26 protein-coding genes are annotated in these 26,808 nt (G+C 48.8%); 22 read left to right on the plus strand and 4 right to left on the minus strand.

Going from position 1 to position 26,808, the window contains the following annotated elements; translation table 11 throughout:
- The first annotated feature begins 21 nt into the window (after positions 1–21).
- From ACHZCX_RS14275 to ACHZCX_RS14380, 22 genes are all read left to right on the plus strand, one after another.
- Positions 22–207, plus strand: a complete 186-nt coding sequence (locus ACHZCX_RS14275; protein WP_319587883.1) for a hypothetical protein — start codon at positions 22–24, stop codon at positions 205–207.
- A complete protein-coding gene (locus tag ACHZCX_RS14280) occupies positions 208–384 on the plus strand; it encodes a hypothetical protein (RefSeq protein ID WP_319587884.1) in 177 nt (58 codons plus the stop codon).
- Between the two features lie 520 nt (positions 385–904).
- Positions 905–1,111, plus strand: a complete 207-nt coding sequence (locus tag ACHZCX_RS14285; protein WP_319587885.1) for a hypothetical protein — start codon at positions 905–907, stop codon at positions 1,109–1,111.
- 230 nt (positions 1,112–1,341) lie between these two features.
- Positions 1,342–1,515 (plus strand): hypothetical protein, encoded by a 174-nt coding sequence (locus ACHZCX_RS14290; protein WP_319587886.1) that lies wholly within the window; start codon positions 1,342–1,344, stop codon positions 1,513–1,515.
- A 132-nt stretch (positions 1,516–1,647) separates the two neighbouring features.
- Positions 1,648–1,854, plus strand: a complete 207-nt coding sequence (locus tag ACHZCX_RS14295; RefSeq protein ID WP_319587887.1) for a hypothetical protein — start codon at positions 1,648–1,650, stop codon at positions 1,852–1,854.
- Between the two features lie 754 nt (positions 1,855–2,608).
- Complete coding sequence (locus tag ACHZCX_RS14300; protein WP_319587888.1) at positions 2,609–2,830, plus strand: hypothetical protein; 222 nt, start codon at positions 2,609–2,611, stop codon at positions 2,828–2,830.
- 244 nt (positions 2,831–3,074) lie between these two features.
- Entirely contained in the window at positions 3,075–3,464 is a 390-nt protein-coding gene (locus ACHZCX_RS14305) for a hypothetical protein (RefSeq protein WP_319587889.1), read from the plus strand.
- A gap of 79 nt (positions 3,465–3,543) precedes the next feature.
- Positions 3,544–3,747 carry a hypothetical protein gene (locus tag ACHZCX_RS14310; protein ID WP_319587890.1) on the plus strand — a complete coding sequence of 68 codons (204 nt, stop codon included), beginning with the start codon at positions 3,544–3,546 and terminating at the stop codon, positions 3,745–3,747.
- A 123-nt stretch (positions 3,748–3,870) separates the two neighbouring features.
- The gene (locus ACHZCX_RS14315; RefSeq protein WP_319587891.1) at positions 3,871–4,233 is read left to right on the plus strand and encodes a hypothetical protein; all 363 of its coding nucleotides are present in this window, start codon (positions 3,871–3,873) and stop codon (positions 4,231–4,233) included.
- 528 nt (positions 4,234–4,761) lie between these two features.
- Positions 4,762–5,586, plus strand: a complete 825-nt coding sequence (locus ACHZCX_RS14320) for a hypothetical protein (protein ID WP_319587892.1) — start codon at positions 4,762–4,764, stop codon at positions 5,584–5,586.
- A 67-nt stretch (positions 5,587–5,653) separates the two neighbouring features.
- The gene (locus ACHZCX_RS14325) at positions 5,654–5,965 is read left to right on the plus strand and encodes a hypothetical protein (RefSeq protein ID WP_319587893.1); all 312 of its coding nucleotides are present in this window, start codon (positions 5,654–5,656) and stop codon (positions 5,963–5,965) included.
- A gap of 48 nt (positions 5,966–6,013) precedes the next feature.
- Entirely contained in the window at positions 6,014–6,568 is a 555-nt protein-coding gene (locus ACHZCX_RS14330) for a macro domain-containing protein (protein ID WP_319587894.1), read from the plus strand.
- A 461-nt stretch (positions 6,569–7,029) separates the two neighbouring features.
- Positions 7,030–7,713 (plus strand): hypothetical protein, encoded by a 684-nt coding sequence (locus tag ACHZCX_RS14335; protein WP_319587895.1) that lies wholly within the window; start codon positions 7,030–7,032, stop codon positions 7,711–7,713.
- A gap of 103 nt (positions 7,714–7,816) precedes the next feature.
- On the plus strand, positions 7,817–8,788 hold the full coding sequence (locus tag ACHZCX_RS14340) for a hypothetical protein (protein WP_319587896.1): 972 nt from the start codon (positions 7,817–7,819) through the stop codon (positions 8,786–8,788).
- Between the two features lie 83 nt (positions 8,789–8,871).
- A complete protein-coding gene (locus ACHZCX_RS14345; protein ID WP_319587897.1) occupies positions 8,872–9,267 on the plus strand; it encodes a single-stranded DNA-binding protein in 396 nt (131 codons plus the stop codon).
- Between the two features lie 91 nt (positions 9,268–9,358).
- Positions 9,359–9,568 (plus strand): hypothetical protein, encoded by a 210-nt coding sequence (locus ACHZCX_RS14350; protein WP_319587898.1) that lies wholly within the window; start codon positions 9,359–9,361, stop codon positions 9,566–9,568.
- A 26-nt stretch (positions 9,569–9,594) separates the two neighbouring features.
- The gene (locus ACHZCX_RS14355) at positions 9,595–10,638 is read left to right on the plus strand and encodes a DUF6094 domain-containing protein (RefSeq protein WP_319588737.1); all 1,044 of its coding nucleotides are present in this window, start codon (positions 9,595–9,597) and stop codon (positions 10,636–10,638) included.
- A gap of 82 nt (positions 10,639–10,720) precedes the next feature.
- Positions 10,721–11,287, plus strand: coding sequence for a hypothetical protein (locus ACHZCX_RS14360; protein WP_319587899.1), 567 nt, complete (start codon positions 10,721–10,723; stop codon positions 11,285–11,287).
- An 80-nt stretch (positions 11,288–11,367) separates the two neighbouring features.
- A complete protein-coding gene (locus ACHZCX_RS14365) occupies positions 11,368–13,668 on the plus strand; it encodes a DEAD/DEAH box helicase (protein WP_319587900.1) in 2,301 nt (766 codons plus the stop codon).
- Between the two features lie 80 nt (positions 13,669–13,748).
- Entirely contained in the window at positions 13,749–14,228 is a 480-nt protein-coding gene (radC, locus tag ACHZCX_RS14370) for a DNA repair protein RadC (RefSeq protein WP_319587901.1), read from the plus strand.
- 54 nt (positions 14,229–14,282) lie between these two features.
- Positions 14,283–15,218 carry a zincin-like metallopeptidase domain-containing protein gene (locus ACHZCX_RS14375; RefSeq protein ID WP_319587902.1) on the plus strand — a complete coding sequence of 312 codons (936 nt, stop codon included), beginning with the start codon at positions 14,283–14,285 and terminating at the stop codon, positions 15,216–15,218.
- Between the two features lie 12 nt (positions 15,219–15,230).
- On the plus strand, positions 15,231–15,467 hold the full coding sequence (locus ACHZCX_RS14380) for a hypothetical protein (protein ID WP_319587903.1): 237 nt from the start codon (positions 15,231–15,233) through the stop codon (positions 15,465–15,467).
- Positions 15,468–15,781: 314 nt separating this feature from the next.
- On the opposite strand, the gene ACHZCX_RS14385 is transcribed toward ACHZCX_RS14380, so the two are convergent.
- The 4 genes from ACHZCX_RS14385 to ACHZCX_RS14400 all read right to left on the minus strand — a co-directional run bounded on the left by ACHZCX_RS14385 (position 15,782) and on the right by ACHZCX_RS14400 (position 26,740).
- Positions 15,782–16,177, minus strand: coding sequence for a hypothetical protein (locus tag ACHZCX_RS14385; protein ID WP_319587904.1), 396 nt, complete (start codon positions 16,175–16,177; stop codon positions 15,782–15,784).
- 67 nt (positions 16,178–16,244) lie between these two features.
- Positions 16,245–20,522, minus strand: coding sequence for a hypothetical protein (locus ACHZCX_RS14390; RefSeq protein ID WP_319587905.1), 4,278 nt, complete (start codon positions 20,520–20,522; stop codon positions 16,245–16,247).
- A gap of 33 nt (positions 20,523–20,555) precedes the next feature.
- The gene (locus tag ACHZCX_RS14395; protein ID WP_319587906.1) at positions 20,556–21,404 is read right to left on the minus strand and encodes a DUF4007 family protein; all 849 of its coding nucleotides are present in this window, start codon (positions 21,402–21,404) and stop codon (positions 20,556–20,558) included.
- A gap of 2 nt (positions 21,405–21,406) precedes the next feature.
- A complete protein-coding gene (locus tag ACHZCX_RS14400) occupies positions 21,407–26,740 on the minus strand; it encodes a type IV secretion system DNA-binding domain-containing protein (RefSeq protein WP_319587907.1) in 5,334 nt (1,777 codons plus the stop codon).
- Between the last annotated feature and the right edge of the window lie 68 nt (positions 26,741–26,808).

Below are 26,808 nucleotides of genomic sequence, written 5' to 3' on the forward strand. Positions count from 1 at the left end.
CAATCCACTGGAGAATATCGTATGCGTACTCTGCAACTCGTCATGATCACCTTATTTGTGCTCGCCTCCTCCTCAATCTGTCAATCCGCCGGCAATCTGTACATCGTCGGTGTCGATGAAAGCGGCAGCTACACTATGCGCCCCAAAGTAATTAAAATGGTCGAACGGCTGATACATTCCCTTGAACCAGGAGGGGACACCCTGTAAGTGCGGCGTGTCACCGACAAGAGTTATATCGATGGCGAACAGACTCAATTATTGCCCGTGCCTCTCAAGATTCCAGCGGTCCCGCCCGAGTTCAATCAACCGGCTCCAGGTCGTTACAATATGGTGGCCCAGAAGCAGTATCTCCTAGCAAAGGCCAACAGTGCACGTATCGCCTAAGAAACGACTGCACGAACCGAAGCGCTCAAGTAGGGGGCCATTGGCCATATTCCAGCATCGTTCCTCTTAAAAGTCCGAAAACCAATATTTACGGATTTCTTGCAGCCAGTGCAGGCCGTCTTAACGCACAGGATCAGTACATCCGGAAGATTATCCTGATCGCCAGTGATATGCGGGATAACTGCAAAGGTAATATCGATCTCGAACTGAGTAGCGCTGAAGTTGTGGTCATGGCCTTTGAAAAAGACCTTGATCCTAAAAAATACTAAGGAAATCCGTGATACATGGACCACAACCTTGACCGCGATGAAAGCAGCCCGTGTAACCTTCCTCAATCCGGACGAAAATGTGCTGTCCTTTATCAAGCAGTAATGAGATGAGCGGTCATTCAAAATCCATGCTGCTAAAAAAAGCACATCAGCTTCAAACTAACTGTCATATTCTTCATCGCATTACTGACGATAGAAGCACAACGCGGCCACAACGGCCATTCCTGAACCAACACAATAAGGAGAACAAAATGGCAAACGCACACAATCAGGGACAATCAGACGCAAGTCAAGACAACCAAACCACCAGTGATCATTTCGATTCCCAGGGGTTCGTTGGCGGAACCATCAGTATGCTCTGCGGTGGAGGACCGAGTTCTACCTACAATCCGCCTTCCGATTCATCGGAAAAAGCAGACTACGATGCCGGCTGGAACCATACCAAGAGTCAGTCTTGAACCAAAGATTCCCCTCATCATTCCGGGGTGCTACAGGGGCACCCCGGAAATTTATCCTCTCTAAAACTGCACTTTTCCATGCATTTTGTCCTGACTGTTCAAGCGGACGGGTTCTCCGAAAAAAAAATTTCCCTGTCACAAACAGGTCCCGCTGAAACGACATAATAGGCAAGGGCACAACGCAGCCACCAAGGCCGCTCCATCAACCACCAGAGTAAAGGAGAGAACACATGAGCAGCAAACCCGTGGTCAACAAGTACGACAAAGCAGGCGTCACCCATGTCTGGCACGAGAACAGCGCCGGGAACACCACCAAGGAGGGCCATCGAGTCCATCACCACCAGTCAGGCAATGTGACCAACAACCACGGCAAAATCGTCGGCAATGACAGGAGGAAAAAATAGGTCACACCGGAACGAGGGGCGGGCTCCGAGCCTGCCCCTAATATCACCCATAACATTAGGTGAACCATGCGATTAGCAAGGTGCCGACCGCATGTCAAACAACACAATCAAAAAATAACAAAGGAGACAACAATGTCAAACGCACACAATCAAGGGCAATCAGACGCAAGTCAAGACAACCAAACCACCAGTGATCATTTCGATTCCCAGGGGTTCGTTGGCGGAACCATCAGTATGCTCTGCGGTGGAGGACCGAGTTCTACCTACAATCCGCCTTCCGATTCATCGGAAAAAGCAGACTACGATGCCGGCTGGAACCATACCAAAAGTCAATCCTGAACCAAAGATTCCCTTCACCATTCCGGGGTGCTACAGGGGCACCCCGGAAATTCATCCTCCCTAATTCACTTTGCACCGCCAATATGACCACTGCCCATGAACTGTGCATGGATGAAACGAGCACGGTTTCAACTGGCATCGGTACTTTCTGCGACTGCGAAATCAGTTGAAAAATCTGTCACGATCCAAGGCAAACAGACGACATATCCAGTAAACACATCAACCACGGAGGCGCAGCATGAACCATTGATTAACAGCATAACACACTGTCTGCCGCAGGGCGGGCCGGGCGGACGGCGCCTGGGAACAGAAGCCGAACAATTAAAGCTCCACTGTCATCCGGTTAGTAAGGAATCAACTCCCCTCCTCGTCTCAACGTTTAGGATACCATCCTGAGCGGCAAGCAGAGGCATATTAAGGAGTACGTTAATCGCCGGACATTGAAGAAGGTGATTCCGCGAAAATTCATTCCAACTAGCTGAATTTATAATTTAAATATATAAAATATTATAGTTGCTTATGTCCGCAAATTAATGACCGTGTTAATAACAGCAACTAAAAAAACATTACAAATTTTGTCACAAAACGTCGGTATAACGCGACGTAATCAGTAACAACAAAGGAGGTGGGATATGGGTTTCTAAGTAATTATGAAAGATCCTGGCCTTGTCAAAGGCCCCGGCGTAGCGAGCCTGGGAACAGAATCGCTTTTAACAAAGTCATCGTCACAAACAATCAACCAGGAGAACAAATTATGGAAGAACAACAAGGAATCATCAAGGTGCAAGAACTCGAGGCATGTTTGAAGGAAATTGAAAAACTCGTCAGAACGGAAAGTGATGAAGCGGACCGTCGTGCCAACGACCATCGCGCGCCGGAATATTATCGCTCAGATATGCAAGGTTACAGCAGGGGCGTATCTGTCTGGGGCCTGAAAGTTGTCAACATGATTCGGGACATGTACTGCAAAGATTGAGCGGGCGGAGAGCCGGGGCATTCTTGCGAGATATTTCATGCAATCAATTCAATGTCATGGAGGTCAATCATGAGTGAGCAGGTAAGCAATTCCCCATCTTATGAAAGCTCCCCCCGGCTCCGAACATTCCCACCCTCTAGGAAAGATTACCTACCCGAGCCCGGGATGAGATTGCCGCTGCTGGCGGTCTCGGTGCAACACGTAATCTTCTTGCTGATCACTCGAATTCCGTCCCCTGGCTGATTTGACCGTCCAGCACACCTCCCTGCAGAGCCATAAAGAGGGACTGGCCGTCCTGCTTCTTTCTTCCATGGTTTCGGCAATAGAACGAGTGCCACAACTTGCCGCGATGGTCAACCTCGATGCCGAGTTGGATAAAATTAAAAGTGAAGCGGGCAACCTGCTGCAACTGGCCCAATCAAGCAGCGGTCACAATCTTTCTGCCAGAGCCATGCAGGCCGAGCAACAACTTCGCGACATCTCCGCACGAACCCACCAACAACTTGCCACCGTTGAGGGTGAACTGTTGCATGAACTGGTTGGAGGCACTCTGAGAGACTTGGGATATAAAGTCAATATCAAGGGGACCACCGTGCGTGCAACCAGAGGACGACCTGCATCTGGGCAAGCGTGAACGAACGTAGCGGCCTTAATCTTGATGTGTCGGGTTTTTCAGGTCGCACCTGCCAAACCGAAATCAAAGCACTGGAAAAATGATGGATCAACTTGGCCTTGTTCTCAAACGCACCTCGGCTGTTATGCATCAGAACGTGAAAGGGGGCGATCTTGCCCAAAGCCTGGCCAATGACTTTGATGCCCTGACCACAACTTCAAACGCTCCGGTTTGGAGCCAGCCGGTGGGGAAATCTCAACCTAACACCTCGATCGTCTCAACGAAAATCCTGCTGCGCACCTAGACGGGCAACGATTTGATACCAAACAGCATTGGGAAAAATGGAACAGAAAGCAGGTAATATCGACACGTTGAGAAGTGGCAATGAGCCTTTAGACGGCAATCAAACAAACCTGGAGGTCAAATTATGCGTACAGCCGGCTTGTTAGCCTTCCTTCCACAGGAATTTCTTCCTCTGATGATGGTTTGCGGTGGCCTCCTTGTCATTTTAGGGCAGAAAAAGCTCGCCGGGATGCTGTTCACTTTGTGCGGTGTCATGATTGTTGCCCCCATTGTTCTTGATCCACTCCTCGCCCAATTACCCGAATGGGTTCTGTATCTGCTCATCGCCTATTTAGTCATGGATGTGCTGGCCATATTCCTCGTCTTGCTCGTCGGTGAACGAGCCTGGGATGAAGCCAAGGGGCATCTGGTTGCGCGCTCGATCATCTTCCTGATCTTTGCGCCCTTTAAACTTATTGGTTTTTTAATGTTCGGGCGCCGCAGATGAAAATGTTCAGGCATAAGGAGGAAGCATATGTTGCCTAGGATATTGTTGTTGCCAACAATGATTTTGAACCTATTCCTCGTTTCCTGTTCTGGATTGGTCACCACATCAGACTACACAAGAAAAACCTATAGTTATGAACATAAATCTCTAAGAAATATAGAAGATATGAGATGGGATGCTTCGAAACAAACTCAGCATTATCACGTACACGGGATGAATCGTGAATGGGATCAACATCATCACGTAAACCGCGTGTATCAAGAACGGGAATTTAACAGGTCAGATATACACTCAAAACATTACGACCAAAATCATCATTTAAACTGGGTTAATCGGGAACGGAAAACTGATAGGCCAGATAACCACTTAAAACATGACGACCATAAGACAGGAGAACATAAGGCCCACAAGCCACCGTCTAAGTCCAACGAAAACAACAAGCAAACATATAAACGCCATTCAACCTCTAACATGGGAAGAAGACCTTAATAATCTGACCCCTTGCTTGGAAGAAAATTGACAGCGGCAATGTTGCACCAGAAGAGCAAATTTAAAAAGCCAGATACATTCAAGATGCCGTCAAATTATTTTTATAAAGGCTGTTCTATGAACAAAATTCAAAAGGTGACGAATCAAATGCGGCTTAGAAAATCATTGGTTTCAATACTGCTCACCGCTGTTTCTATTATTGCTATCGGGATTCCAATCCATCCCTCCCATGCCGGGGTGCTCTCCAATTCGATCAGCAAAGCTCTCGCCGAAAAAGCGGCGCAGAGGGTTGCCGTGAAGGAAGCAGCAGAAAGAGGGGCTGCTCGCACGAGCATAGAAAGAACAGCAACCGCCCGATCGACCAGTAGCCAGACTGCGGAAAAGGCTGCAGCAAAAGAACTGACTACCAAGCAAGCTGAATCCCAGCGTGCCAATCGTCTGTACCGGGAGAATAAAATCGACTGGGCAGAAAAGAACACCAAGAATCTGCAGTACGATGCCAGCAAGCATGAACACGGAAATCTGCCGATCAGAACGTTGAATGCTGACAAACAGGTGCAAAAGTATTACCCCACGGTCCGGGAGGCGAGAGCAGCGATGAAAAAAGGGATTGAACCCAATCGCCACATGACTGCCACAACCCACGGACCTGGTAGGGAATCCTTTAAAAAAGCCCAGCAACGGTACGGTCTGACCGATGAGCCGAAAGCACGCGTGACCATTCAGATGCACAAGGAGCAACAGTATATTTCCACCAAGGCCATTGGTGGCGCCAGAGGAGTGTCCGAAAATCTTCCCGTTAAAAGAATCCCGCCAGAGGACGTTGGCCATCTCTATCTAGGCCCTTCTAAGAGGACACACTGATCCGGTATCAAATTGCCCTGCATGCAATTTTTCTGTCACTCGTTCATCACGCCCAACGACATATTCCATGAACCCAACCAAGGAGGTGGATATGGACCGGTGGACGGAAGAAACCCTCGACAAGAACCAGGCAAAGGAAGAAAGTGCAGTTCAACCGATCAGGGAGGAGGCCATTCAATGGGGGATCGCCAGGGTGGCTGAACTGGAAGAGCGGTTTGGGATTACCTCCCCAGCCCTTGTCGCCAGGGCGCTGGGGATTTCCATCTCCCTGGCGCTAACATTTTTGCAAACCAGAGACTCTGTTCCGATCAATCATCAGCAAAGTAAAAATAATGCTGTTCCATTTTGGCAACGAACAATTTTTCGGATAAAAAAGTAGACAAGTTAACAGAATAGAAAAACAGCAAATGCGGATAGGGCCACTCCCATGCCATGGTTTGACAAACTCAATATTGATTGCATTCATGGAGATATTCTCGCTATGCAGACTGAAGCCATAGCATGTAATGTTAATCTCCATTTGGACATGAATTATTCTCTCGGCAAACAACTGGCTGCCAAGTATGGCGCTGAACTGAAAACAGCGGCCAACTATGCCCGGCAACTTCTTCCAAACGGATCTCTTGAATTGGGTCAGGCAATTTTTACTCCGTTAACCACCTTTCCTCCTTTGAAAGGAGTTATCTTCTTTGGCTGGTGGACAGCCGACAATGAATTCACCAGAGCGTTGATTTATCGTTCACTTGCCAATGTCTTGCGGAAATGTTTCGAAAATAATTGTTTCTCTCTTGCCCTTCCCTTGTTTGGTTCCGGATCGGGCAGCATGCCCTTTCAAAACTTTCAGGATACCGTTGCTCAGGTACTTGAAGAGTTAAACAGTCTTAATCGCTCTGATTCTTTTCCATTGGAAGAATTATATTTCGTTTCTACAAACCACGATCGAGTAGAACAATTGAGACAGAGGTTGGATTTGCTCCAGTGATATTGAGCGTTTTCTCCATTGTCCCTCTTGCTATTTCTGCCTTAAAACGGTAGGTTAATTCTTAATTATTCCGACTCATTTCCAATGAGATACCCCTTTCCAGGGCTTAACTGAACACGATTTTCGTGTTCTTGAACTCCAGTAGTACGCGGCGCTGCCTTTCCCCGGCCAAAGACGTTTAATCGCAGAGGCGAACGTCTTTCTTTGACCTGGAAGAGTCGCGCACGCACCCCTACAAACGAATCGCTCGATTCGTTCCCTTCATTCTCTTTTTCCCGTTGAACCGATAGCTCATTCTCTGTCTTTTCGAAGCCGTATTCTCTCTGCGAGTTCTCGAAAAGGCTGAACCTATCGGTCTTTCAATACATACCCCACCCCACTCATCCATCGGGAGCTGTTACGTCATGCTCCCGGCGGAGCCATGTCGTCTTGTTCCCCCATACTCATAAGGAGGCAACACCATGGCACCATTGCAGGAACAAATTCAATCGATCAACGAACGCTTGCGAGCATTTGGCATCGAGGCGATTCAGGAAGTCAAGATGACCGACAAGGGAGGTAACCAGATCGGTCAGATCAAGTACGGCTTTCGGCCGCAGTACGTCTTTGACAGCGTTAATGAGGTACTCGGTCCGGAAAACTGGCGGTACGAATTGACCAAGGAGGAGATTTTTGAGTCCCAGGCGGTCGCCGAGGTTCGATTATTTTTAAAAATCGATGGCGACTGGCTGTGCAAGGGCTCACACAAGGGACAGATGCAGATCGTCAAAGGCAATGTCGGCGATGCCCAGAAAGGAGCCATCACGGATGCCATTCAGAAATGCATGTCACTGTTGTCCATCGGCAGCGACGCCTACAAGGGACTGTTAAAAAACGTCTACCTTCAAGGAACGCAACGAACTCAGCCACCCGCTCCCCAACCAAAAACCAAACCCGCATCCAAAACCAGCCAACCCGTTGAGCCGCCTGCCAATCAAGGCGATACGCAGGCAACCTTGCCCAAAATCGCCGGCGTTACCTTCGAGAACCGTCAAGGCGTGATCATCGCTATCGGCGAACATCTTTTCGACAAGAAGGAACTGCTCAAGGCCGCAGGCTTTCAATGGGATAAAACCGGCAAGACCTGGATGAAGCAAGCAGCTTAACCAGCTCAACCCTACTCAACCCAACCCAACCAAAGGGGGAGTGATACCATTCCCTCGGCGGGAATCCGTGTATCCTCCCTCATTTTTCCAGGAGGACACCACCATGTCAGACCAGTTAATGCTCACCTTGCAGGCCGCTCTACAGCAGCTTGCCATCCAACAGACCGAGGAAACGCTCGGTGATCGAAGCACCTATCTCGGGGCTTCCGACATCGGCGCCTGCCCACGCAAAACCATTCTCAGAAAACTCCATGCCCCCGAGGCCGACCTCGTCACCCTGCTGCGGCAACGACGCGGTCACATGGCCGAGGAATTGGTTGCCGCCGCCTTCATGGTTGCCGGTTTCAGTAACTTCCAGCGGCAAACCGAGGTTCGACATGCGGGCGCTGTCCCGGTCATGGCCCATCTCGATTTTGTCTTCATCTCGGAGGTGCGCAAAACCATGGCAGTCCTGGAGGTGAAAGCACCGGAGAACATCCCGGAACACCCCTACGGCGCATGGGAGACTCAACTCTATCTGCAAATGGGACTGCTGGCCGATAGCTTCCCCGATTACACCGTGGAGAAAGGCGCCATCCTGGCGGTCAATTTCGGTGATCAGGGGATGCGGCTCTTTGGCGGTTACACGCCCCAGGACACCATCTATCACGGCCTGATCGACCGGGCCGCCATCATCTGGAACCAATACCAAGCCTACAGTGCAGGTGATCTTGCCACTCCTTTCATGGAAGTGGGACCACTCTGCGGCTACTGCCCCTTCCTCATTGATTGCCCCAAGTTCGAGGCCGAGGAGGTACGCGAGCTGACGGAGAGTGTCGAGATCCTGCTGGAACTGCAACACCAGCAAAAGGATCTGGAAGCAGAGATCGGCATGCGCAAGAGCGATCTCTTGGCCATCGTTGCTCAGCGTGGTCCGCTCAAGGCCTATGGCCATCTGCTGCGCAAGGCGGTCCGAACACGAAAGTCGCTGGATACGGACCAACTCAACCAGTTCCTTCAAGGCTATGACCACTCGCTGAATGATTTCCAGAAAAGCAGCTCCTACGCCTTCCTGGAAATTAAGAAAGCCGCCTGAACCCATTCTTCCCATCCATAATGCACCCAATTCTCTCCCCATGGAGGGGAGAGCGATCACCTCATTCTTCAAGGAGAATCATCATGTTGAACAAGACCATGCTGATTGGCAATTTAGGCGCAGACGTTGACACCCGTTACACCAAGACCCAGGTCGCCGTGGCCACCTTCCGTATCGCCACCACCGAACGGTGGAAGGATAACGAGGGTAAACCACAGGAATCGACCGAATGGCATCGCATTGTTGCCTTCGGCCGCCTGGCTGAAATCTGCTCCGAGTACCTCTCGAAAGGCTCCAAGGTCTACCTGGAGGGCCGTTTGCAGACCCGCAAATGGCAGGACGCAGGAGGTGTCACCCGTTTCACCACGGAGATTATTGTCCGTGAGATGAAGATGCTGGGTGGCGGCGAACGAACCGATATTCCGGTGCCACCGGAAGACGGTCAGGATCCGCCTCCTTCCGACGATGTACCGTTCTGATTGCCACTGATTGCACTCACAACACCCCATGCCTGAACTCCACATCTGTGGGGTTCAGGCCCTTTTGCGAAAGAACTACAGGAGAACAACCATGACACGACGCACCGAATCCGCCCGGCAGGCGCTTGATCAGTATTGCCTGAGCAAAGGTGAACCACTGGATACGCTTGAAACCGGAATCATCGATCTTTTGACTGACCTGCTGCATTTGGCCCAAACAGAGGGTCAGGATGGCTTTATGCTCGGGCAAACAGCTCAGATGCATTTCCTGGTCGAAACCGAACACTTGAGAAAGCCCTGAATACACCACCACCAACACAGGAGAACATCATGGCACGACTGGGTTCACAGGCCAAGGCCGGCTTCTATCCGACACCGGAAAGCATCCGTGGCCAACTCAAAACACTGCTTGATATTGAAGACGGCGCCCGCATTCTCGATCCCTGCTGCGGCAACGGCAACACACTTGCCGCATTGGCAGAAAGAACAGGCGCAATTACCTATGGCATTGAACTGGATCATGATCGGGCCACCGAAGCTCGGCAACGAATTGACCATCTGCTCTGGGGCGACGCTCTGGTGGAGATGCGGATTTCACCCGGCGCCTTTGGCCTGCTCTATCTCAATCCACCCTATGACTACAGTCTGGAGCCGGAGGCCCAGGCCCAGCGACTGGAAGCCCTCTTTCTCAGACGCTTCCAGGAAACCCTGCACAAGGATGGCTGGCTGGTGCTGGTTGTCCCCTACACAGTGCTGGCCGCCTGCGCACCAATCCTGACCCGGCATTTCATCGACCTTCAGGTCTACGCCTTTCCGGAGGAGGAGTTTCACATCTTCCACCAGTGTTTGGTGCTGGGGCGGAAACGCTCGCTGGTGACCAAGACCAAGGCTGCCCAAATGGAGCAAGAGCTGAACTGCATCGCCGGCATGGATCCGGAGATCTTTCTGGCAACAGCTCCGCAGTTAGAAAGCCGTACGGAACGATTGGTTATCCCAGCACCCAAACATCCCTGCACCTTCAAGTGCAGCCGGATCGATCCCCGGGAAGCTATCCCCCTGGTCCGCAAGAGCGGGCTGTTGGAGAATCTGCTCACCCACGATCTGGCACCCGGACAGTGCCACTCCATTCGGCCGCTTGCTCCACTGAAAAACGGCCACCTAGCCCTGATGCTTGCCGGCGGTTACATGAACGGCGAGATCGAGATAGACGGCCGCCGGCTGGTGATCAAGGGCGTGGTCCACAAGACGGAAAAAATACACTCCATAGCCGAGAACAACAGCGGCGACACCATGGTCACCACCCGTGACCTGTATCAGCCCACGGTCAAAGCCATCGACATGGCCAAGGCCGAGATGCTGATCATCCGCTAAGTTTTGTAATCTTCAATCACACCAACCCATTGGGGGAGTCTTCCCCGGTGGGGATGTCTCCCTCTTTTTTCAAGGAGGCATCATGCACGACTATCTCACCATCCGCAGCAACGGCTTTGTCACTTACTGCGATGGTCTCATCGCCAGCATCCAGGCGGATCAGGCGCGGGCTTATCTGCTCAGTCTGGTCGGCAGCCCGGCCCGGATCCAGGCCACCTCGGCCCACTTCTACAACGGCGGTTTCAGCCGGATCTCCGGGATCGAACCCACTCCCTTGGAGTTGGGCCGCACCCCGGGAACCATCCGCTCCATCCGGGCGCGGAAGATCGGCGATGTGGTCAACAAGGTGCTGATCAGCGCTGAGCAGTTCGAACGTAAGGCTCAGCACACCGAAACCACCTGCTCGGTCATCGTCTTTGGCGAGGACATGGCAGCGGTCAAGCAGCAGGCATATCATCGCTTGGACAACAGCACCACCATGCCGCTGAAACCCAAGTGGCGCGACTGGTTGTGGGACGAGGTCCTGCAGCCGGAACGGCTCTACTCGTTCGGCAATCCGCAACTGCGGCAAGCCTGGAAAATCAACTGGCAGGAGGATGAACTGGAGGAACGGATTCTGGAAGGGGTCCGACTTAATTACCTCAGTTAACCGAATTCAAATCAACCCTATCAGGGAAGGCATTCGTTCCCCTGACGGGGATCGTCTGCCTTCACCATGGAGGACAGACGATGGACATCCCTTTAAGCGAATTTCTCGATCAATGGGGCGAGGTACTCAAGTCCCAGGTCATCACCACCATGCACCCGGTCTATCAGCCCAAGGCAGAGGATCAGTGGGATGCGCAGGCCCGCGAACAACTGGTCCAGCTCAAGCGCACCCCGTTTGAGGCCCAGATCCGCTGCGGCATCCTGCCCATTGCCCGGACGCTCTACAAGGAGGACCGCAAAGGTGCCTTCCTGGTGGGCGAGATGGGAGCGGGCAAGACGATCATGAGCCTGGCCGTGGCCGCGGTCGATCCCAAGCCGGCCAAACGGATCCTCATTCAATGCCCCGGTCATCTGGTGCGCAAGTGGATCCGGGAGGCGGAAGCAACCCTGCCCGGCTGCACCTGTGTCAACCTCAACGGCCGGGACATGACCTTATTACTTGATCATAAACATAACCCTGCAAAACCTCGGGGCACCGAGATCTGGGTCCTGGGCAAGGAGCGGGCCAAGCTGCACTACCAGCGCAAGCCCGGCCTCATGGTCCGGCAAGGGGCAACCTGCTGCCCGGATTGTGGCGCTCAGGTCTTTTTGAATCTGAGCGACCCGGCACCGGTCTGCGAACATTGTCGGGCCCGGATGTGGTCGGCCGATGGTGGACGCAACCGGCGCTATGCCAAGGCCGAGTTCATCAAACGCTATCTCCCCAAAGGGTTCTTCGACCTGGTCATCCTCGACGAGGTCCACGAACTCAAGGGAGGCGGCACCGCCCAGGGCCAGGCCATGTCCTGCCTGATTGCCCGCTCCCGCAAGGTGCTGGCGCTGACCGGCACCCTCATGGGTGGCTACTCGAAGGATTTGTTCTACCTCCTCTGGCGGATGTTTCCCCGGCAGATGGTGCAGGCTGGTTTTGAATACGGCCGCACCCTCGGGTTTGCCGAACGCTACGGGGTGGTGGAACGCACCTACAAGGCCGATGATTTAGGCCCGGACTGGAATCAGGCCAGCATTGGCCGCAAGACCGGCAAGGCCCGGATCAAGGAAGCGCCGGGGATTTCCCCCTTGCTGCTGCCGGATCTGCTCTTGGAGCGTTCCGCTTTTGTCCGGCTGAACGATGTCAGTCAGGCACTGCCGGATTACGAAGAAATCATCGTCACCACACCCATGGATGACGTACTCCAAACCCATTATTTCGAACTCTCCAACACCTTGGTCTCTGCCACCCGCAAGGGCCTGGCCTGCGGGGATATGCGGATGTTGGGCAAGATGCTGCAAAGCCTCCTGGCCTATCCGGATGGTTGCCGCTTCGGCGAACGAGTCTATCTCGAACGTGGCGGCGTGGAGGAATTGATCGCCTCGGCTCCGGCCCTGGAAATCAACCTCCTGGCCAAGGAAAAGCGGCTGTTGGAGATCCTGGCAACCGAACGCAAACAGGGTCGCAAGGTGGCGGTCTTTGTCGAACACACCGGCACCCGCGACTTGCTCCCCACCCTGGTGGACAAGCTGCATCAGCAAGGATTCACTCCTTTGGTCCTGCGGGGACAGGCGGTCAAACCGGAACAGCGGGAAGACTGGCTCAAGGAGAACCTCGCCACCAACCAGTATGACTGTCTGCTCTCTAACCCCAACCTGGTCAAGACCGGTCTGGATTTGCTCGACTTCCCGACCATCGTCTTCTTCCAGTGCGGGTATTCGGTGTTCACCCTCAGACAGGCCAGCCGGCGTTCCTGGCGGATTGGTCAGAACCTGCCGGTCCGGGTCTTCTACTTGGCCTATGCCGAAACCATGCAGGACAAGGCGCTCAGCCTCATGGCCCAGAAGATGGAAACCTCGCTCGCGGTTGAGGGCGAACTCTCGGGGCAAGGGCTGGCTGCCCTCTCCGAATCGGAGAATAGCATGATGTACGAGTTGGCCAAGGCCCTTACCGGCCAGCAGCCTGTGGAGGATGTCAACACGGCCTGGAGCAGGTATCGCCAGCGGGAGTTGGCCTCGGTGCTCGATCTCGATGAGACCCGGATCATCACCACCACCGAGGAAACTCGTGTGACCACCACAACCACCATCAGTTTTCCCGACGGGCAGACCGCCCTGGTCCGCCACGAGTTAGTGATCAGGGGGCGGGTCTATCTCCGGGGCAATGCGGCGGTGGCCTATGTGGACGGCAACCGGTTCCGGCTGCAATCCGGGATCATCTATTGGCAGGGTCGCAGGATCGGCAGCTATGACCGCCAAGGACATGGCGAAATCAACCACAAACCCATTCGCGTCTACAAGCCGCCACAACTCAGCCATTTCGTTCTGGCCGAGGTCCGACAGGCTGCTTGAATACTTTTTGAACTCAAACCAATCCCTGACGGGGCACACTGCCCCGATGGGCTGTTGTGCCTCGTCCATAGGAGGCACACATGCTCTACATCAGAGATCTCTGCGGGTTCTACGAACCCGCACCTAAGGAAACCATCCTCTCCGAAGCCCGCAGGTTGAGCGGTTATCAGTTCCGGCGTGCGGCTGCTATATCAACACCTACCGCCGCCAAAGAAGCCATCGGTCTCAAGTTGGTCGGCCTGGAATATGAACTGTTCGCCTGTCTGTTTTTGGATACAAGACATCAGGTGCTGGCCTGGCGGGAGATGTTCCGGGGTTCGATCAACCGCAACTCGGTCCATCCCCGGGAGGTCGTCAAGGAGGCGCTAAAGCTCAATGCAGCAGCGGTCATCCTGGCCCATAACCACCCCTCCGGCAGCATCCAACCCAGTAAGGAAGATCTGGAACTCACCCGTACCCTGACCGAGATCCTCAAGGTGATCGATGTCCGGGTCCTCGATCATCTGATCGTGGGTGACGAGGTCGTCTCTCTTGCTGAAACCGGTCATCACACCGCATGAAACCCATTGGGGACGATCCAACGGGCTCGTCCCCTGCAACCAAGGAGCGAGATTATGAACAATCAAAAAGTATCCATCTACGAAGAAATCACCGCCAAGATCATCACCGCCCTGGAAGACGGCGTCAATCCCTGGGCCAAGCCCTGGCAGGCAGTCCATTACGGACCATTCCGCAATGCGCTCACCAACCGGCCCTATCGGGGGATGAACGTCCTGCTGCTCAACCTGGCGGCGCTCTCCCGAGGGCATGTCGATCCCCGCTGGCTCACCTTCCGCAATGCCGAGCAATTGGGCGGCCATGTGCGCAAGGGCGAGAAAGGAGCCTCCATTGTCTTCTGGAAGATTCTGCCGGCCAGGGACCGGGACGGCGATGCGGAACCCGACGCACTTACCGACAACGAACAGGAGCGGAAGCTGATCCCCTTTGCCCGCAGCTACACGGTGTTCAATGTGGAGCAGTGTGAGGGACTGGAGCTAGCGCCGCTGGTCGAAGAAGAGGCGCCGGATGTGGACGATTACAATGAGTTGGCGGAGCAGATCATGGCCCTGCCAAACCTGAAGCATGGCGGAAACCAGGCCTGCTATCTGCCGGGTCCGGATATGGTGCTTCTGCCGCACCGGTCCAGCTTTGAGCATGATGATTTTTATTACGCTACTGGTTTCCACGAGACAGTGCATTGGGTAGGCCACCCCAGCCGGTTGAACCGGGTGTTCGGCACCCGGTTCGGTGATCTTGGTTACGCCTTCGAGGAGTTGGTGGCCGAGATCGGCGCCGCCTTCCTTGGTGCCCACACCGGCATTCCCTTTGAGAACATGAGGCATCCAGAATATATTCACCATTGGCTGCAGATTCTCCAGGGCGACAGCAAGGCCATCTTCACCGTCGCTGCCAAGGCCCAGCAAGCTGCCGACTTTGTCCTCGATAAAGCCGGGATTGTTGGTGCTCAGGAAGATGTTTCCGTAACGAACGAGCTTCCCGTTGCGGCGTGAGAGGAGGGGCTGATGAACATGAAAAGGTACAAGATTCCGGTGGTTTTTGAATTCGCGGGTGAATTCAGTATCGAAGCGCCTTCACTCGAAACCGCAAGACATTGTGTGCAGCACCACTGCGGGCTTACCATAGGCACGGTGCATTCGACCTTGCCAGCCGATCAGGTTGACTGGAGTTTTTCCTGCCATCCAACCAAGAAGGTCGGAAAAGGGTGCCGTTGTGAAGAGTCGGTAACCGACCACGAATAATTTGAAGAAACGAAGAAACCCCAGTAACGCCAACGGCTGCTCCGACCATAACGGTTGGGCAGCCGTTTTTTAATGCCGGTTTAACGGGTCAAAAAGGCAAGAAACAGGGCCTCCGGCAAAGAAAAAAAAACGGGGTGTTGGAAGAAACGAAGAAACAGGTTGTTAAAGTCAAAATGTACTGGTGAAATGTGAATTATAACGTGGCATTCACTAGCTGGGTGAAACGCAGCGGAATCCCAGTCCGTGTGCAAGGCATGGTTAGCCACAATCCTGACATTTGGCTTTATTGTGAGACAATGCCTCCAGCAGATTGCTCAGCCAGGCATCACGGATGCCTCCATAAAAGCAGCTTCACGGGAAAACTGAACTATTAAGCTCCCAACCATAAAAAGGAGATAGACCAACTGTCCTTCGCCATTTGAAAATATTTCGATGGAGGCCTCAGCTTCTTCATTCAGGAAACCGCTTTCCCATTCACTAGCTTCAACAAAATCAATGCCTTGGCGTAATAACTCCATTTCATTATTTTGAACTTCAAAGAATACTTTGCGAGCGTTCTCAACACACCGTTGATGATCTTTCCCATCGACATGAACAAACAGCCGAATGTGTATCCCTCTATTCCATGGAACTTCCGCGAAATATGCCGACTCATCTACAAGGGACAGTCTGCCAAAGTTGGTATCCACTATTTCTGATGGTTCTCTCATATGGCAATCTCCTAATCTGAGCTATATGAAAATTGCTGGGGATTACTGAGCTAAATTTTAAGATTCCCTATGTTGACAAGTCGGTGTTGATGATTTTTATGAATTCTCTTTGTAATTCTGCAGAAAGACTCCGGTACATTTCTATGACGCCATCTAGCTGGAGTTCACCTAATCGTTGCGTTAGCTGGTAACGGCTACGTTCGACTATCTTTATTTGGTCTGGAGAAAGGCAGAGCGGCGGATTACCAATTTGCGCTAAGTTGACACGGCAGCTCCTTGCATCCATCTCGTTTATTGAGTCGTTATTAATGGCATTTTCAACTAGCCAACGGTCTGCTAACCTTTGCCTCTCCTCCAAGAAATTTTCTAAAATATTTCTATATGTATCTTCATGGTCCCATGGTGCTTCGTCTTCGTCATCCTGTTCTGTGAGCAATGTATTTATCCGTGACTCGACAGTGTCTATTAATACCTCATTTGAGCACTGCAAATTACTCCATACAGAACAATCCTCCTCAAACTGACTAAGCTGACGCTGCATTGAGGTAAGATCGTCGATATTTGCGGGGTTATCTTCAGAGAATATCGTTAGCAACAGATTGACTTCTCGTTGCCCATTTTTTATTTCTGGAAAATTTTGAAACGATAAATTCCATAATTCTCCAAATCTATCCTCATGTTTTTTTATTTGCCCCTTACACTTTTCTTTAAATACTTCTAACCCATTCAACATGGTTCTAATTTCTGGAGCGTTAATCTCCTCCCCAGCTTGAATCAATGGCTTGACCAAATTGTCAGCCTCTTTGATCCAAATTCTCAATTCAGCAACCCGGCTTTGTTGTGAGATACGATTTTGATGGCTATCTATAAAAGCTTTCGATTCATTAACAATATAGGATATTTTTTGCCGTTCGCTGATCTGGGAGATAATGTGTAGTGCATGTTTTTCTGTTTTTTCTGCATATTCATGAAGGCTAATATTTCTAAAAAAACGACATATTTTGTCAATTAATCGAATTCTAAATTCAGGGATTTGAGCTGAAGACAGGCAACTTTGATACGGCAACCAATCATCAAAACAGTTCACTGCAGCTTCCCTAGCCTTGCTAAACAATTCCTTAAAAGGTTGAGATTGCTCCTCGGTCCAGAAATCTACCTCATTTTTCATCAAGAGTAGGCGTTGCTGCACATCTTGAGCAATCCAACACAAAGTACCTGCATCTTTCTTTTTATATGACCAATCAAATCTTTCCGCCTGCTTTTCCCAGAAATTATCGAGAGCTCGCAGGGCGTTAATTGATCTCTCAGCATGCTCCTCGAGCCTTGTGTACCTTTCGTAAAGCTCGCCGTGAGGTAGAGGAATTCTCTTTCTCAGCTGCTGTGCTCTTTCAAGATAAGATAATTTACCAAGATGAGTAAGCTCCATATCCCATTGAGACAGGAGCTTCTGCCATTCTCCGGTTTCAGAATCAGAAACATACCTTATTCGAGTTTGATCAAGAATTTTTAGATTGAGAAAACTACCAGAGAATGCCTGTCTGATCCAAGTTGCAGGCGTAACATCTTGGCCCTCATAAACAAGTACAGCTATATTTTGCCTCGGAGAAAGAAACACTCCAAAAACAAGACCAGCCGAAGCAATATTGAATCCGTAAGGAGGGGCGAGCAGCTTTTTAAACAACTTGCCGATATTCAGTATTTTTTCCTGTTCCAGTTGATCATCGAGTAAGCCAATAAGCTGACTAAGTTTTCGGAGCTTTGGCCGCATACTGATCTGGCCGTCGCCACCCATTACGTCCCAAGATTCAAGTAACTGGGAGGCGCGATTTTGTGTTTGCCTTGTTTGCGTTGAAAGCCACGAATGGTTCAAACTTCCGGTCAGCAGTTCGACGGTAATTAATCGACAATCTTTTGCTGCATTACCTTTTGTTGTTCTGAATCCATCAAAATCAAATGGAATGATATCAGGGTATGCTTGCTGAAAGACATCGTTGCATACCTTTACGAGACGATTATTGCTAATTTTGAAAAAAGAAGAGAAAAAATAACATCTGTTTTTAGTTAGTTCTTCACAAATACGTTTGAGCTCTTCTTTAAGTTTACTTTTGTGATCTTCAATAAAATGAGAAAATTTATGTCTTTCATCTATTGGCAGGTCGCCGCATAAAATAGAATATTCTGCTAATATTTTACTGAGGGTATTGTGCTCGTCATGAAGAAAAACGACGATTATTGGAGCTACAGCATTTTCTTTTTTCCCGAGTGTAGTATCTAAAATTTGCTGAATAGATCGTGAAGCTGCTTCATTATTTTCATCTCCTCTTCCATAGCAATAAATCAGTTGACCTCGAAGTTCGTCAGGTTTAATTGCATTACGCCAATCAACTAAGGCATTTTCAATGGAACCTGAAAGAATATCAAGATTTGAACAACTGGTTACAAACTGCCACTCAGGTGTTGAAATACTATGTTCAGCTGCAAAAATTGGTTCGATATCAGCGAGATCCGCCCACACTTTGCAGTGAGTAGAAAATATGCTTTCGATCTGCCCGATAGCGATAGACTGCGTTTTTTTTCTGAGAAAATTTAAAAAGGTACTCCTTGGGATAGCATCGCCAATAATCTCGTAACGATGAAAACGATCATTCCACTCAAGTACCCCATACTCACTAACAAGGTTTCCAATAACATTCTCAACCTTTTCTTGAATGAATCCTGATAAAGCCGACAAAGCTCTATGGGCCTCCTCGATGTTACCAACTTTTAATCCAAGTTTAGAAGCAATGAGTACCGCGAGAAGGACTTGACGATCTTCAGTAGAAAAATCATGCTGGTATTTCTGCGTTACTAACTCATAGGATTGCGCTGCGGCTCCTCCTAACCCCGACTCTTCCGTAGCAATCAATTCTTTGACAAGAGGGGAATCACAAAGCTTTGTCGCAGAAATACTCCAGGACTTATCCCCTTTTCCTAGAATGCGATCCTTTTCCTGATCAAAAGCGTCAGCAACAAAACTCAGAGCAGAACGCTGCTGGAGAAATTCAGAAGAGCGGCAGAGAAACCAAGTAGCTAAAGGATGAAGTGGCCAGCATCCTCTGACTATAACCTGCTGAAACAGTGCGGAGTTTTTCCAAACACTCTGCTGTTCTGACACAGGGAACCATGCCTGTATATCCCGTTGTAGTGCCTGATTTTCTGAAGATTTCCCCTGGAGAAATTTATCAAGAAAACCTGTGTCTTTTTTTTGAATCAGATGGGCAAATAGTGTCTCGAGATTACTCGATAAATGATATTTTTTCGCTGAATCATAGCGACCAATATATCGCTGGATTACGGATTGACTGTCTCGTGAAATACGAGACAAGTAGACCTTGAGTTCATACTGATTCAAACACAGCATAGAACATTTGTCCGAATTGTTCTGCACACCTTCATAGATCTGTTGCAGGGCAGCATCCCCGGCAATATGAGGTCTGTCTGCGGCGAACTCTAGATAGCGACCAAATTCATCAAAGATAATGAGTAATCCATGAAAATGTTTTCCTTCGCCGCAATAGTGTTCGCAAAGCGTCTCTATAAGTTGTGTTGGGGATTCTTCTCCTATAGCGCGTAATGGATAGCCATTAGCTTGCAGAAACACTTCGTTGACATACTGAAAGGCGATATCTTCATGGAGCGAGAGTCTATTAATGATTTCAGACTCACTTGTGTCATTTCCAAAATATTTAATAAAATCGTTTTTCCTGAGAGTAAAGTTACGTTCGACAAAGCTGCTAGCCTGCTGAAAACGTGGCCAAAGATCATCAATTGCCGAGGTGTCTAGTCCGCGATCATGAAGCCGACCTAAGGCTTGTCTGCTTAGTTCACTAGCAAGATCAAAATTACCCATCCCGTTAATTGGAAGCACAAGAATCGGTGCTGAGCATTCATTAAGGACTATTGAAATTTTACTGCCTAGAACAGGATCGGTTCGTTTTAGATTCTCAAGTATTTGGCGACCAGATTCACCTTTAGGGTCAGACAGAAGTGTCGCAAGAGTAAGTGCAAGATGTGACTTACCGGTACCGTATCCGGCGATCGCAAGCGAGATAGGTGACTCGCGCTTCACTGCCCCGGCAAGTGACTCTACAACACTTGCCGTAAACGTTACGGTGTCTATTAAATTATACCCTTGTGATTCAACTAAATCCTCTACGGCGACCCCATGGTACTCTGGACCATGAAAAACAAAATTCGAGGCAGCTTTATCACGACGGGCAGTATCACTTTCAAACCAATTTATCTGTACTGCCCCATCAAAAAAGAGATCTCGCCTAAACTCGACGACTTCGGATACAGTTGCCATGTCTTCTCCAAGTCTTTTATTGATCAATGCTCATTAGGCTAATTCATCATACAAAGTTGACCAGAATAGTTTAGATTCAGCACTTCGAGTCAAAACCCATGGTCTCATTTGTTTATCGATGGTGAATGCACCGGCTTCTTGTATTAAATCTAAGGCAATTTCATATTGTCGTTCATTCCATCCGCACATCTCTTGAAAACAAACAGATCCGAAATTTGTAACTGTAACTTGACGGTCTTCAGGGAAATACTCGTCCCACAAAGAGAGAAATAACGCACTGTAGCCATTTCGGAAACTACCGAGAATCGGGGCATGAGCGCGGACGAAACCGCTTGGACCTCGCTCAAGAACAGATGCAAGCCGTAAACCTGCGGTCTCCTCATAAGTGCGGATAAGAGGGCCCAAAGGAGACCTGTTGCGCTTGCCGCAATACCGTTCTATAAATTCTTTAAGATTCTTTTCAGTGAAGCTCATCCCTAAGGTTTTATACCCTTCGGTGAACGCCAGATACCAGATTTCGGCACCATTTTTTTTTCGGCATAGATGGAGATGTGCGAGCCACTGTGTCAAGTTTTCACTAAGGTTATTATCTTCAAGCAGTACAACTCTACCAAACGGGGTTAGCTCGAAAGTTTTTTTTCCTTGCCCATTTTTTTGGGGAAATTCTATAAGCCCCATCCCAATACAATAGTTTATTGTTGCAGGCACTTTACCGGATGATCGGCCAACAGGGATCCCGGTTTGTTTAGAAATGTCCTGATCTGTTCCTCCCTGTCCGCTGGCGACAAATTTGAGTAGCGAGGCAACATTCTGACGTTCCATGATAAAAGATTGATGAAACGTAACAGGTAGGCGGCATCCTTTTACTTGATCTTCAGTCATGCTCATTTTGCTAAACGCTCAGATAAGGCTGTTATTCTGATAGGAAAAGCTTTTTCTTCCAACTTCTTTGTATGGGGGTTGAGAGAAGGGCCGAGTGAATAGCACTCACCTTTTTGCAAAACTACTAACTTCTCTTTCCATATATTAACGTTTTCACTGGTAGCGTTAGCAAGTATGGTCGCATACTCTTTCAATTCCGTGTCTGCCGGCCGAAAAAATAATTTGTGCGATGCCATGAATAACCGACTTCGCTCCTCCAGGGCTAGGTTGCTCAAAGTCTGGGTCGCAAGAATTGCAGCTAACCCAAATTTTCTTCCCTCAGTAAGGAATTTAGCTAAAGGAGCATCAAGTCGGTGGTCCAGATTCTGTATTTCATCCAACACCATGGGCAATGGATACTTTTTATTTCCCTGATTACGCGCGAAATCATACAGATCCCATAAGATAAATTCTGTGGTCATTCTAGCAATATCACGTGGCAACCCAGCAAGCTGAAGAATGTTAATTTTATTAATGGAATTAGAATACATTTCCTGCCAGCTATTCTGTTCACTACTTTGGAACAAAGCAGCGCGGCCCAGAGGCGTAAGCTTGTTAACTACGGCTTGGGCATAACTACTTCCATCATCTTCCAGGTCTTTCAACAGCTTCCCAAAATCATACCCTTCTTCAGTGTATGCTATTAGCCCTTGCTCAATCACCTTTTGCAGGAGTGCTTTTTGCTGCTCTCCAAAAGAATCATACACAGCGGTGAAAACGCTTGTCACTCTTCCAGCGATAGTGTAGGGATTTTCAATAGTTTCAATGCCTTCATCAATGAGCATTCGCTGTGCCCTGAAGGGATTAATAGGAAGAGGAGAATTGATAACTACATGCTGTTCGGGCTGAACTGTCTCTGTGAATTGCGGCTCCAGGTGCTTTGGTAAAAATCCCATGGTGTAGTCAACTATGACACAACGCTGACTTTGTTTAGCAAGCTCCAAAAGAATGCACTGGATGGCATAGGTCTTACCCATACCTGAATTCCCAAAAATGAGAATATGTCGGTTTGCCAGCTGCGAATGGCCAAACTCCCAAAACACTTCACGTTTTACCATGCCTAGGGTCTCCCCTAATAGGATGCGGTCAGGAACTTGGCTAGAAACACCCGATTGGCTCCTTTTGTCTCCTTCGCGCTCTGGGTTGGGTTCGGCAGTTTTCACGGCACCTAGATCTTCATCTGGTTCGCCTTTTTTAGTTCTCTCAGATGGGCCCCCACTGCTAGCCTTTTCTTTTGTATCGTGTTCTTCCTGTTCCTTCTCTGCGGTGCTCTTTTCGGGTTCTTTTATATTTATATCTTCAGCAATATTTCCCTCCGTAGTCGTTTCTCTTTTCGCTGCTTCATATTCTTCTTCTGGAATACATAATTTACTATCTGAGCAGGGGATATTTATTTCATTCCCACCATCACAGATGGATGATATCGTGTTTTTTCCTGCGAATATGACATCTATTTTCATAGGTCTCCCTTGATAACAAAAATCCCACTGTCGATCCAGTGCATAGGAGTCACTATTATTGTCTGTCCAATAAACTACGGCCATGGCTCGCCAACAAATAACGAACTTCCCTTCACCTAGTTGCTCCAAGGCAAAAGTAACGTCGGCCTGTTGTTTAGAAGTGATGCGGCTTTTGCTAGCAATCAGGCGCTGAAGCTGTGCCCACCAGTAGCGTTGATCAAAATCAATAGGTATTTTTTTCCTATTTTTGCCGTTGTAGGTTCTAGGAGAAAATACTTTCACCAAATGGCGCAGCCCGCTTTCCAACTGAACATGTGCTTTATTTAGATGATCTTCATTGGTATTAGCAAGCTTGCACTCGATAATATGGGCATCGATTACGATGCGATTGCCTGCAACTAAATGAGCAACAATACGGAGAAGATCCGGACGGTTGGGATCATATGAGGTGTCAAACCAGTGAATAAAGGAATCCAGTGAAATCAACTCATCACAAAGAAGTGTCCCTTTTTCTTCAGGTTCCGGCAAGGACATGCGAACCAAAGTTGATGCAATCAGTTCACGGATGTTACGCTCCCCCGAGCCCGTCGCTCTGACCAAGGACAAACCTGAAAGCAGTCTTGAGCAGTCAACTAGGCGATGAACGGTGTTATCAAGAATGCGCTCCTCCCATGGGCCACAAATCCTATTCAGTTGCCTTGCCACCTTTGCTTTGATATCTACTAAAGACGAGCGCTCTGTAGAGACTGTGTAATTCAGTTCCCCTCTAAATCCAAGACCTGCAGAAAACCCTATAATCTCACGTTCTTTTAGCCCCACTACTCCTACGTTTTTGGTTAACTTTTCATCAATGGCTGGATCAAGACATACAACCCAGGTGGCTTTTTCGTGGAGCTTCTCAATCAATTTCAGCCATTTGCCGTAATTCCCCTTGCTTATAACAATAAATTCCTGCCCCAAGGCATAGCCAGGATGTTTGAAATAGACCCCAAGTTCCGAATGTAGGGTAGCTAAACGAAAACGTCGGTTACTGATTACTGTGGCTCTTTCATGCATATGTGCAGGTAAATCAATGCTGCAACAAGGAGTTTCCACGACCGGAAACTTTAAGGAGTAGGCAAGATCAACCTGATATGGCTCCGTCTTTTCGACTTCATTACCAGCATCACTAGCGGAGATAAAATTCATCAGTAAGGCCAAATCCGCTTCAAAATCTTCCCTCTTAATCAAGCGCTCATAGTCTTGAATGTCATGGGCAATCCGGTGGGCGATGGAAAGGCGACAATTTTTATAAAATGAAAATTTGGTTGTCTCTCTGGCTAGTTCCCACCGTTTCTTCCACTCTTGCAGATATCTGCTTGCTTCTTGTTGTTGCTCATCAGTGGTAAAAAGAGTCAGAGAAAAATGGTACGGGGATGTCTCGGCTTCAAGGGATTTACTCGCCAGCCGTTCCATTAAAAAAGTATTGATACCGGCAATTAACGGTTGAAAAGCGTCAGGATTGATCACTGCCAATGAAATTCCATCAACTGCATGGGGATACACCATCACATATTCTTCAAGGAAGCGTTTAATAACCCTAGATTCACGGTTTTCCCGAAAAAGTACCGTATCTGTTATATCGTCCTCCTCGTTTTCATCCGCCCGCAATAGCATCTTGGCCGATAAAGGCGCTGTACTTTCTGGTGGATTACCAAAACAGTGAATTAATCCGTGAGATTTAATACAGGTATTTAATGTTTTGCTCGAATCGGAAATCAAACCAAAGAGCGGATAATTGATCTTTGCCAGATCGCAGACATCACCCCATTGCTGCGAGCTGATCTTCATCCCTGCTCTATCAACTAAAATATTTTCTATTTTTGAAATAAACCCATGAACGAGAAAAATATCTCGACTTTCAAGCATCTCTAAGAGTGCAGGGTGCATCCCCGTGAGGACAGCGGTAGGCAGATAGTTCGTATGAGGATTTTCAAGATCCTTTGCATTCATGATTGCAAAGGATTTATACACTAAGGGTGCGTATGGGTTTGTCGGGCCAACTTTCTGGTCCCTTGTGAACGATTTTAAAATTTCCTTATATTTATTTGAAAATTTTGGCCATGGTCCATCAAGAGCGGTATACATCCCATCCTGGTCCATGGCCCGGATCAATTTTCCATACTCATGTGATAAATCATGAAGGAGGGGTCGAATCGGATCCAGGGGTGGAAGTTCGGGCAGATCTAGAAAATTTTCCACTTCTAAATTCTTGAGTCCCAACTGCAAAATACGATTTATTTCATCTTCATCAGAAGCGAGAAATAGTTCATCGTAATAAGATATGGAGAAAACTGGAAGGCAGGGATCCGCAGAAGGTAACTTCTCACGAATTGCTCGAGCTAGATTCCAAAGATTCCTTTCAGGTTGAGTTGCCGGAATTTGCCACTGAAATGTCCGCTGCACACCGTGTTGATTTTGCGTCTGGAAATGAATAATAAACTGAAAACCAGGAATTCCAGCTCCTGCTCGCTCAAAGCTCACATTTTCAGAAAGAAGTGCGCTTTTTATTGCTATATTTTTCTCGACTCCATCAAGTTCAACCGTGATTCTTAGTTTTTTCTCAATATAGGCGTCAAGGCCACCTAAGCAGCCTCGCAAGAGATCTATGCCATCGTTTTCTGTATCTAGGTCATGGCGGAACTTACGGCCAGTAATGCTGATTTGTTCGAGTAACTCTGCAGGACTTTGATCTCCGCAACTTTTTTTAAAATCAACGAGACAATACCATAGTGCGGTCAATACCGTCTCCAAAGGCGAAGCGTCAATTTTAGTAAGCTTTGACGGGGCCGAATTTTTTCGTGGCTTCTTGAATTTTAGTATCTTATCTTTTATCGGTGCAAAATCGGTTCGCAAAAGACGTTTTCTTGCCGAAATATCGTTATTCCTGATGTATTGACGCAAGTTGGCAAGAAGATCATTCGTATCGATGAATTGATCCACGGAAAAAGATATCTCCGCTGTTCCTCTTTCAACCTCTTCAGCAAAACGATCAATGTTATCAAGTGTTTTTTTTCTTTCCGAGTTTTTCAGAAAACTCTGGTAAGAGAAAAATTTTGCGGCCTCCTGGATATAATCAGGCCAGCTGTTTTTCCTGCGTTGGGGAAGCTCCCTGAATGGAGGCAAGTCCCAAAATCCTAGATTATTATACATGGCCAACAAGGCGTCTTTCCCATCTTGCACGCCATTAAAATCCATTTCCCCAAGGAAAGCAGCCATCGATAAAAAATCTCCGGTGCCCTGCTTATGCAATTGCTGCAATAAAGCATCTATATCATCAAAGTGTTCGTCTTCAGCGTAGATGTTTTTTTCGGAAAATAGGCGATTCACCCAAGGGATAAAAGAACGATTGAGTGCCTCATCCCAGACAGTTTTCCCATCCAAACGGAAAAAATCTTCTAACCCACCGCTATCCCGCGCGTAATCTATTCCGATCAGAATAATTACCAAGTTGTCATACTCAGGGAAGTCCTCAAGCTTCAAGTTGCGATAATGGGTCAGTTTATCATCTTTATCTATCCACTGTTTTCCCTCAAGCTGGTCAACACTATCTTGAACGCTCTTTGGATCAGTTGCCTGCCAATGCTGATAAAGCCCATATCCGACCTGAAAAAAAAACTTTATGTTCTGCGGATTGCCAGCGAGGAATTCCTCTAGTGCGGTACCCGTCTGCAAAATAACATCGGGCGGAGCAGACGAGAGTACTGCTCGGAATTCTTTACTGCCAGTAGTGCCTGCAAGGCATGGCCGACAATGGTGGACGAGATACTCTGCTAAGGTATGGGCATACAAATTCATTTCGAAAGATTTCCTTGTACTAACTAGTGCAGAAACGGTTCAAACAGACACCAAAGGAACTGATTGTG

It is taken from the genome of uncultured Desulfobulbus sp., from assembly GCF_963662935.2.
GTDB lineage: Bacteria > Desulfobacterota > Desulfobulbia > Desulfobulbales > Desulfobulbaceae > Desulfobulbus.

Bases quoted from the DNA above. Each gene is read 5' to 3' on its own strand.
- ACHZCX_RS14350 (WP_319587898.1), top strand. From the start codon at position 9,359: ATGACACGACGCACCGAATCCGCCCGGCAGGCGCTTGATCAGTATTGC.
- ACHZCX_RS14390 (WP_319587905.1), bottom strand. From the start codon at position 20,522: ATGGCAACTGTATCCGAAGTCGTCGAGTTTAGGCGAGATCTCTTTTTT.
- ACHZCX_RS14365 (WP_319587900.1), top strand. From the start codon at position 11,368: ATGGACATCCCTTTAAGCGAATTTCTCGATCAATGGGGCGAGGTACTC.
- ACHZCX_RS14310 (WP_319587890.1), top strand. From the start codon at position 3,544: ATGATGGATCAACTTGGCCTTGTTCTCAAACGCACCTCGGCTGTTATG.
- ACHZCX_RS14340 (WP_319587896.1), top strand. From the start codon at position 7,817: ATGTCAGACCAGTTAATGCTCACCTTGCAGGCCGCTCTACAGCAGCTT.
- ACHZCX_RS14335 (WP_319587895.1), top strand. From the start codon at position 7,030: ATGGCACCATTGCAGGAACAAATTCAATCGATCAACGAACGCTTGCGA.
- ACHZCX_RS14395 (WP_319587906.1), bottom strand. From the start codon at position 21,404: ATGACTGAAGATCAAGTAAAAGGATGCCGCCTACCTGTTACGTTTCAT.
- ACHZCX_RS14320 (WP_319587892.1), top strand. From the start codon at position 4,762: ATGTTGCACCAGAAGAGCAAATTTAAAAAGCCAGATACATTCAAGATG.
- radC (WP_319587901.1), top strand. From the start codon at position 13,749: ATGCTCTACATCAGAGATCTCTGCGGGTTCTACGAACCCGCACCTAAG.
- ACHZCX_RS14290 (WP_319587886.1), top strand. From the start codon at position 1,342: ATGAGCAGCAAACCCGTGGTCAACAAGTACGACAAAGCAGGCGTCACC.
- ACHZCX_RS14360 (WP_319587899.1), top strand. From the start codon at position 10,721: ATGCACGACTATCTCACCATCCGCAGCAACGGCTTTGTCACTTACTGC.
- ACHZCX_RS14375 (WP_319587902.1), top strand. From the start codon at position 14,283: ATGAACAATCAAAAAGTATCCATCTACGAAGAAATCACCGCCAAGATC.
- ACHZCX_RS14300 (WP_319587888.1), top strand. From the start codon at position 2,609: ATGGAAGAACAACAAGGAATCATCAAGGTGCAAGAACTCGAGGCATGT.
- ACHZCX_RS14400 (WP_319587907.1), bottom strand. From the start codon at position 26,740: ATGAATTTGTATGCCCATACCTTAGCAGAGTATCTCGTCCACCATTGT.
- ACHZCX_RS14285 (WP_319587885.1), top strand. From the start codon at position 905: ATGGCAAACGCACACAATCAGGGACAATCAGACGCAAGTCAAGACAAC.
- ACHZCX_RS14275 (WP_319587883.1), top strand. From the start codon at position 22: ATGCGTACTCTGCAACTCGTCATGATCACCTTATTTGTGCTCGCCTCC.
- ACHZCX_RS14345 (WP_319587897.1), top strand. From the start codon at position 8,872: ATGTTGAACAAGACCATGCTGATTGGCAATTTAGGCGCAGACGTTGAC.
- ACHZCX_RS14295 (WP_319587887.1), top strand. From the start codon at position 1,648: ATGTCAAACGCACACAATCAAGGGCAATCAGACGCAAGTCAAGACAAC.
- ACHZCX_RS14325 (WP_319587893.1), top strand. From the start codon at position 5,654: ATGAACCCAACCAAGGAGGTGGATATGGACCGGTGGACGGAAGAAACC.
- ACHZCX_RS14330 (WP_319587894.1), top strand. From the start codon at position 6,014: ATGCCATGGTTTGACAAACTCAATATTGATTGCATTCATGGAGATATT.
- ACHZCX_RS14380 (WP_319587903.1), top strand. From the start codon at position 15,231: ATGAACATGAAAAGGTACAAGATTCCGGTGGTTTTTGAATTCGCGGGT.
- ACHZCX_RS14315 (WP_319587891.1), top strand. From the start codon at position 3,871: ATGCGTACAGCCGGCTTGTTAGCCTTCCTTCCACAGGAATTTCTTCCT.
- ACHZCX_RS14385 (WP_319587904.1), bottom strand. From the start codon at position 16,177: ATGAGAGAACCATCAGAAATAGTGGATACCAACTTTGGCAGACTGTCC.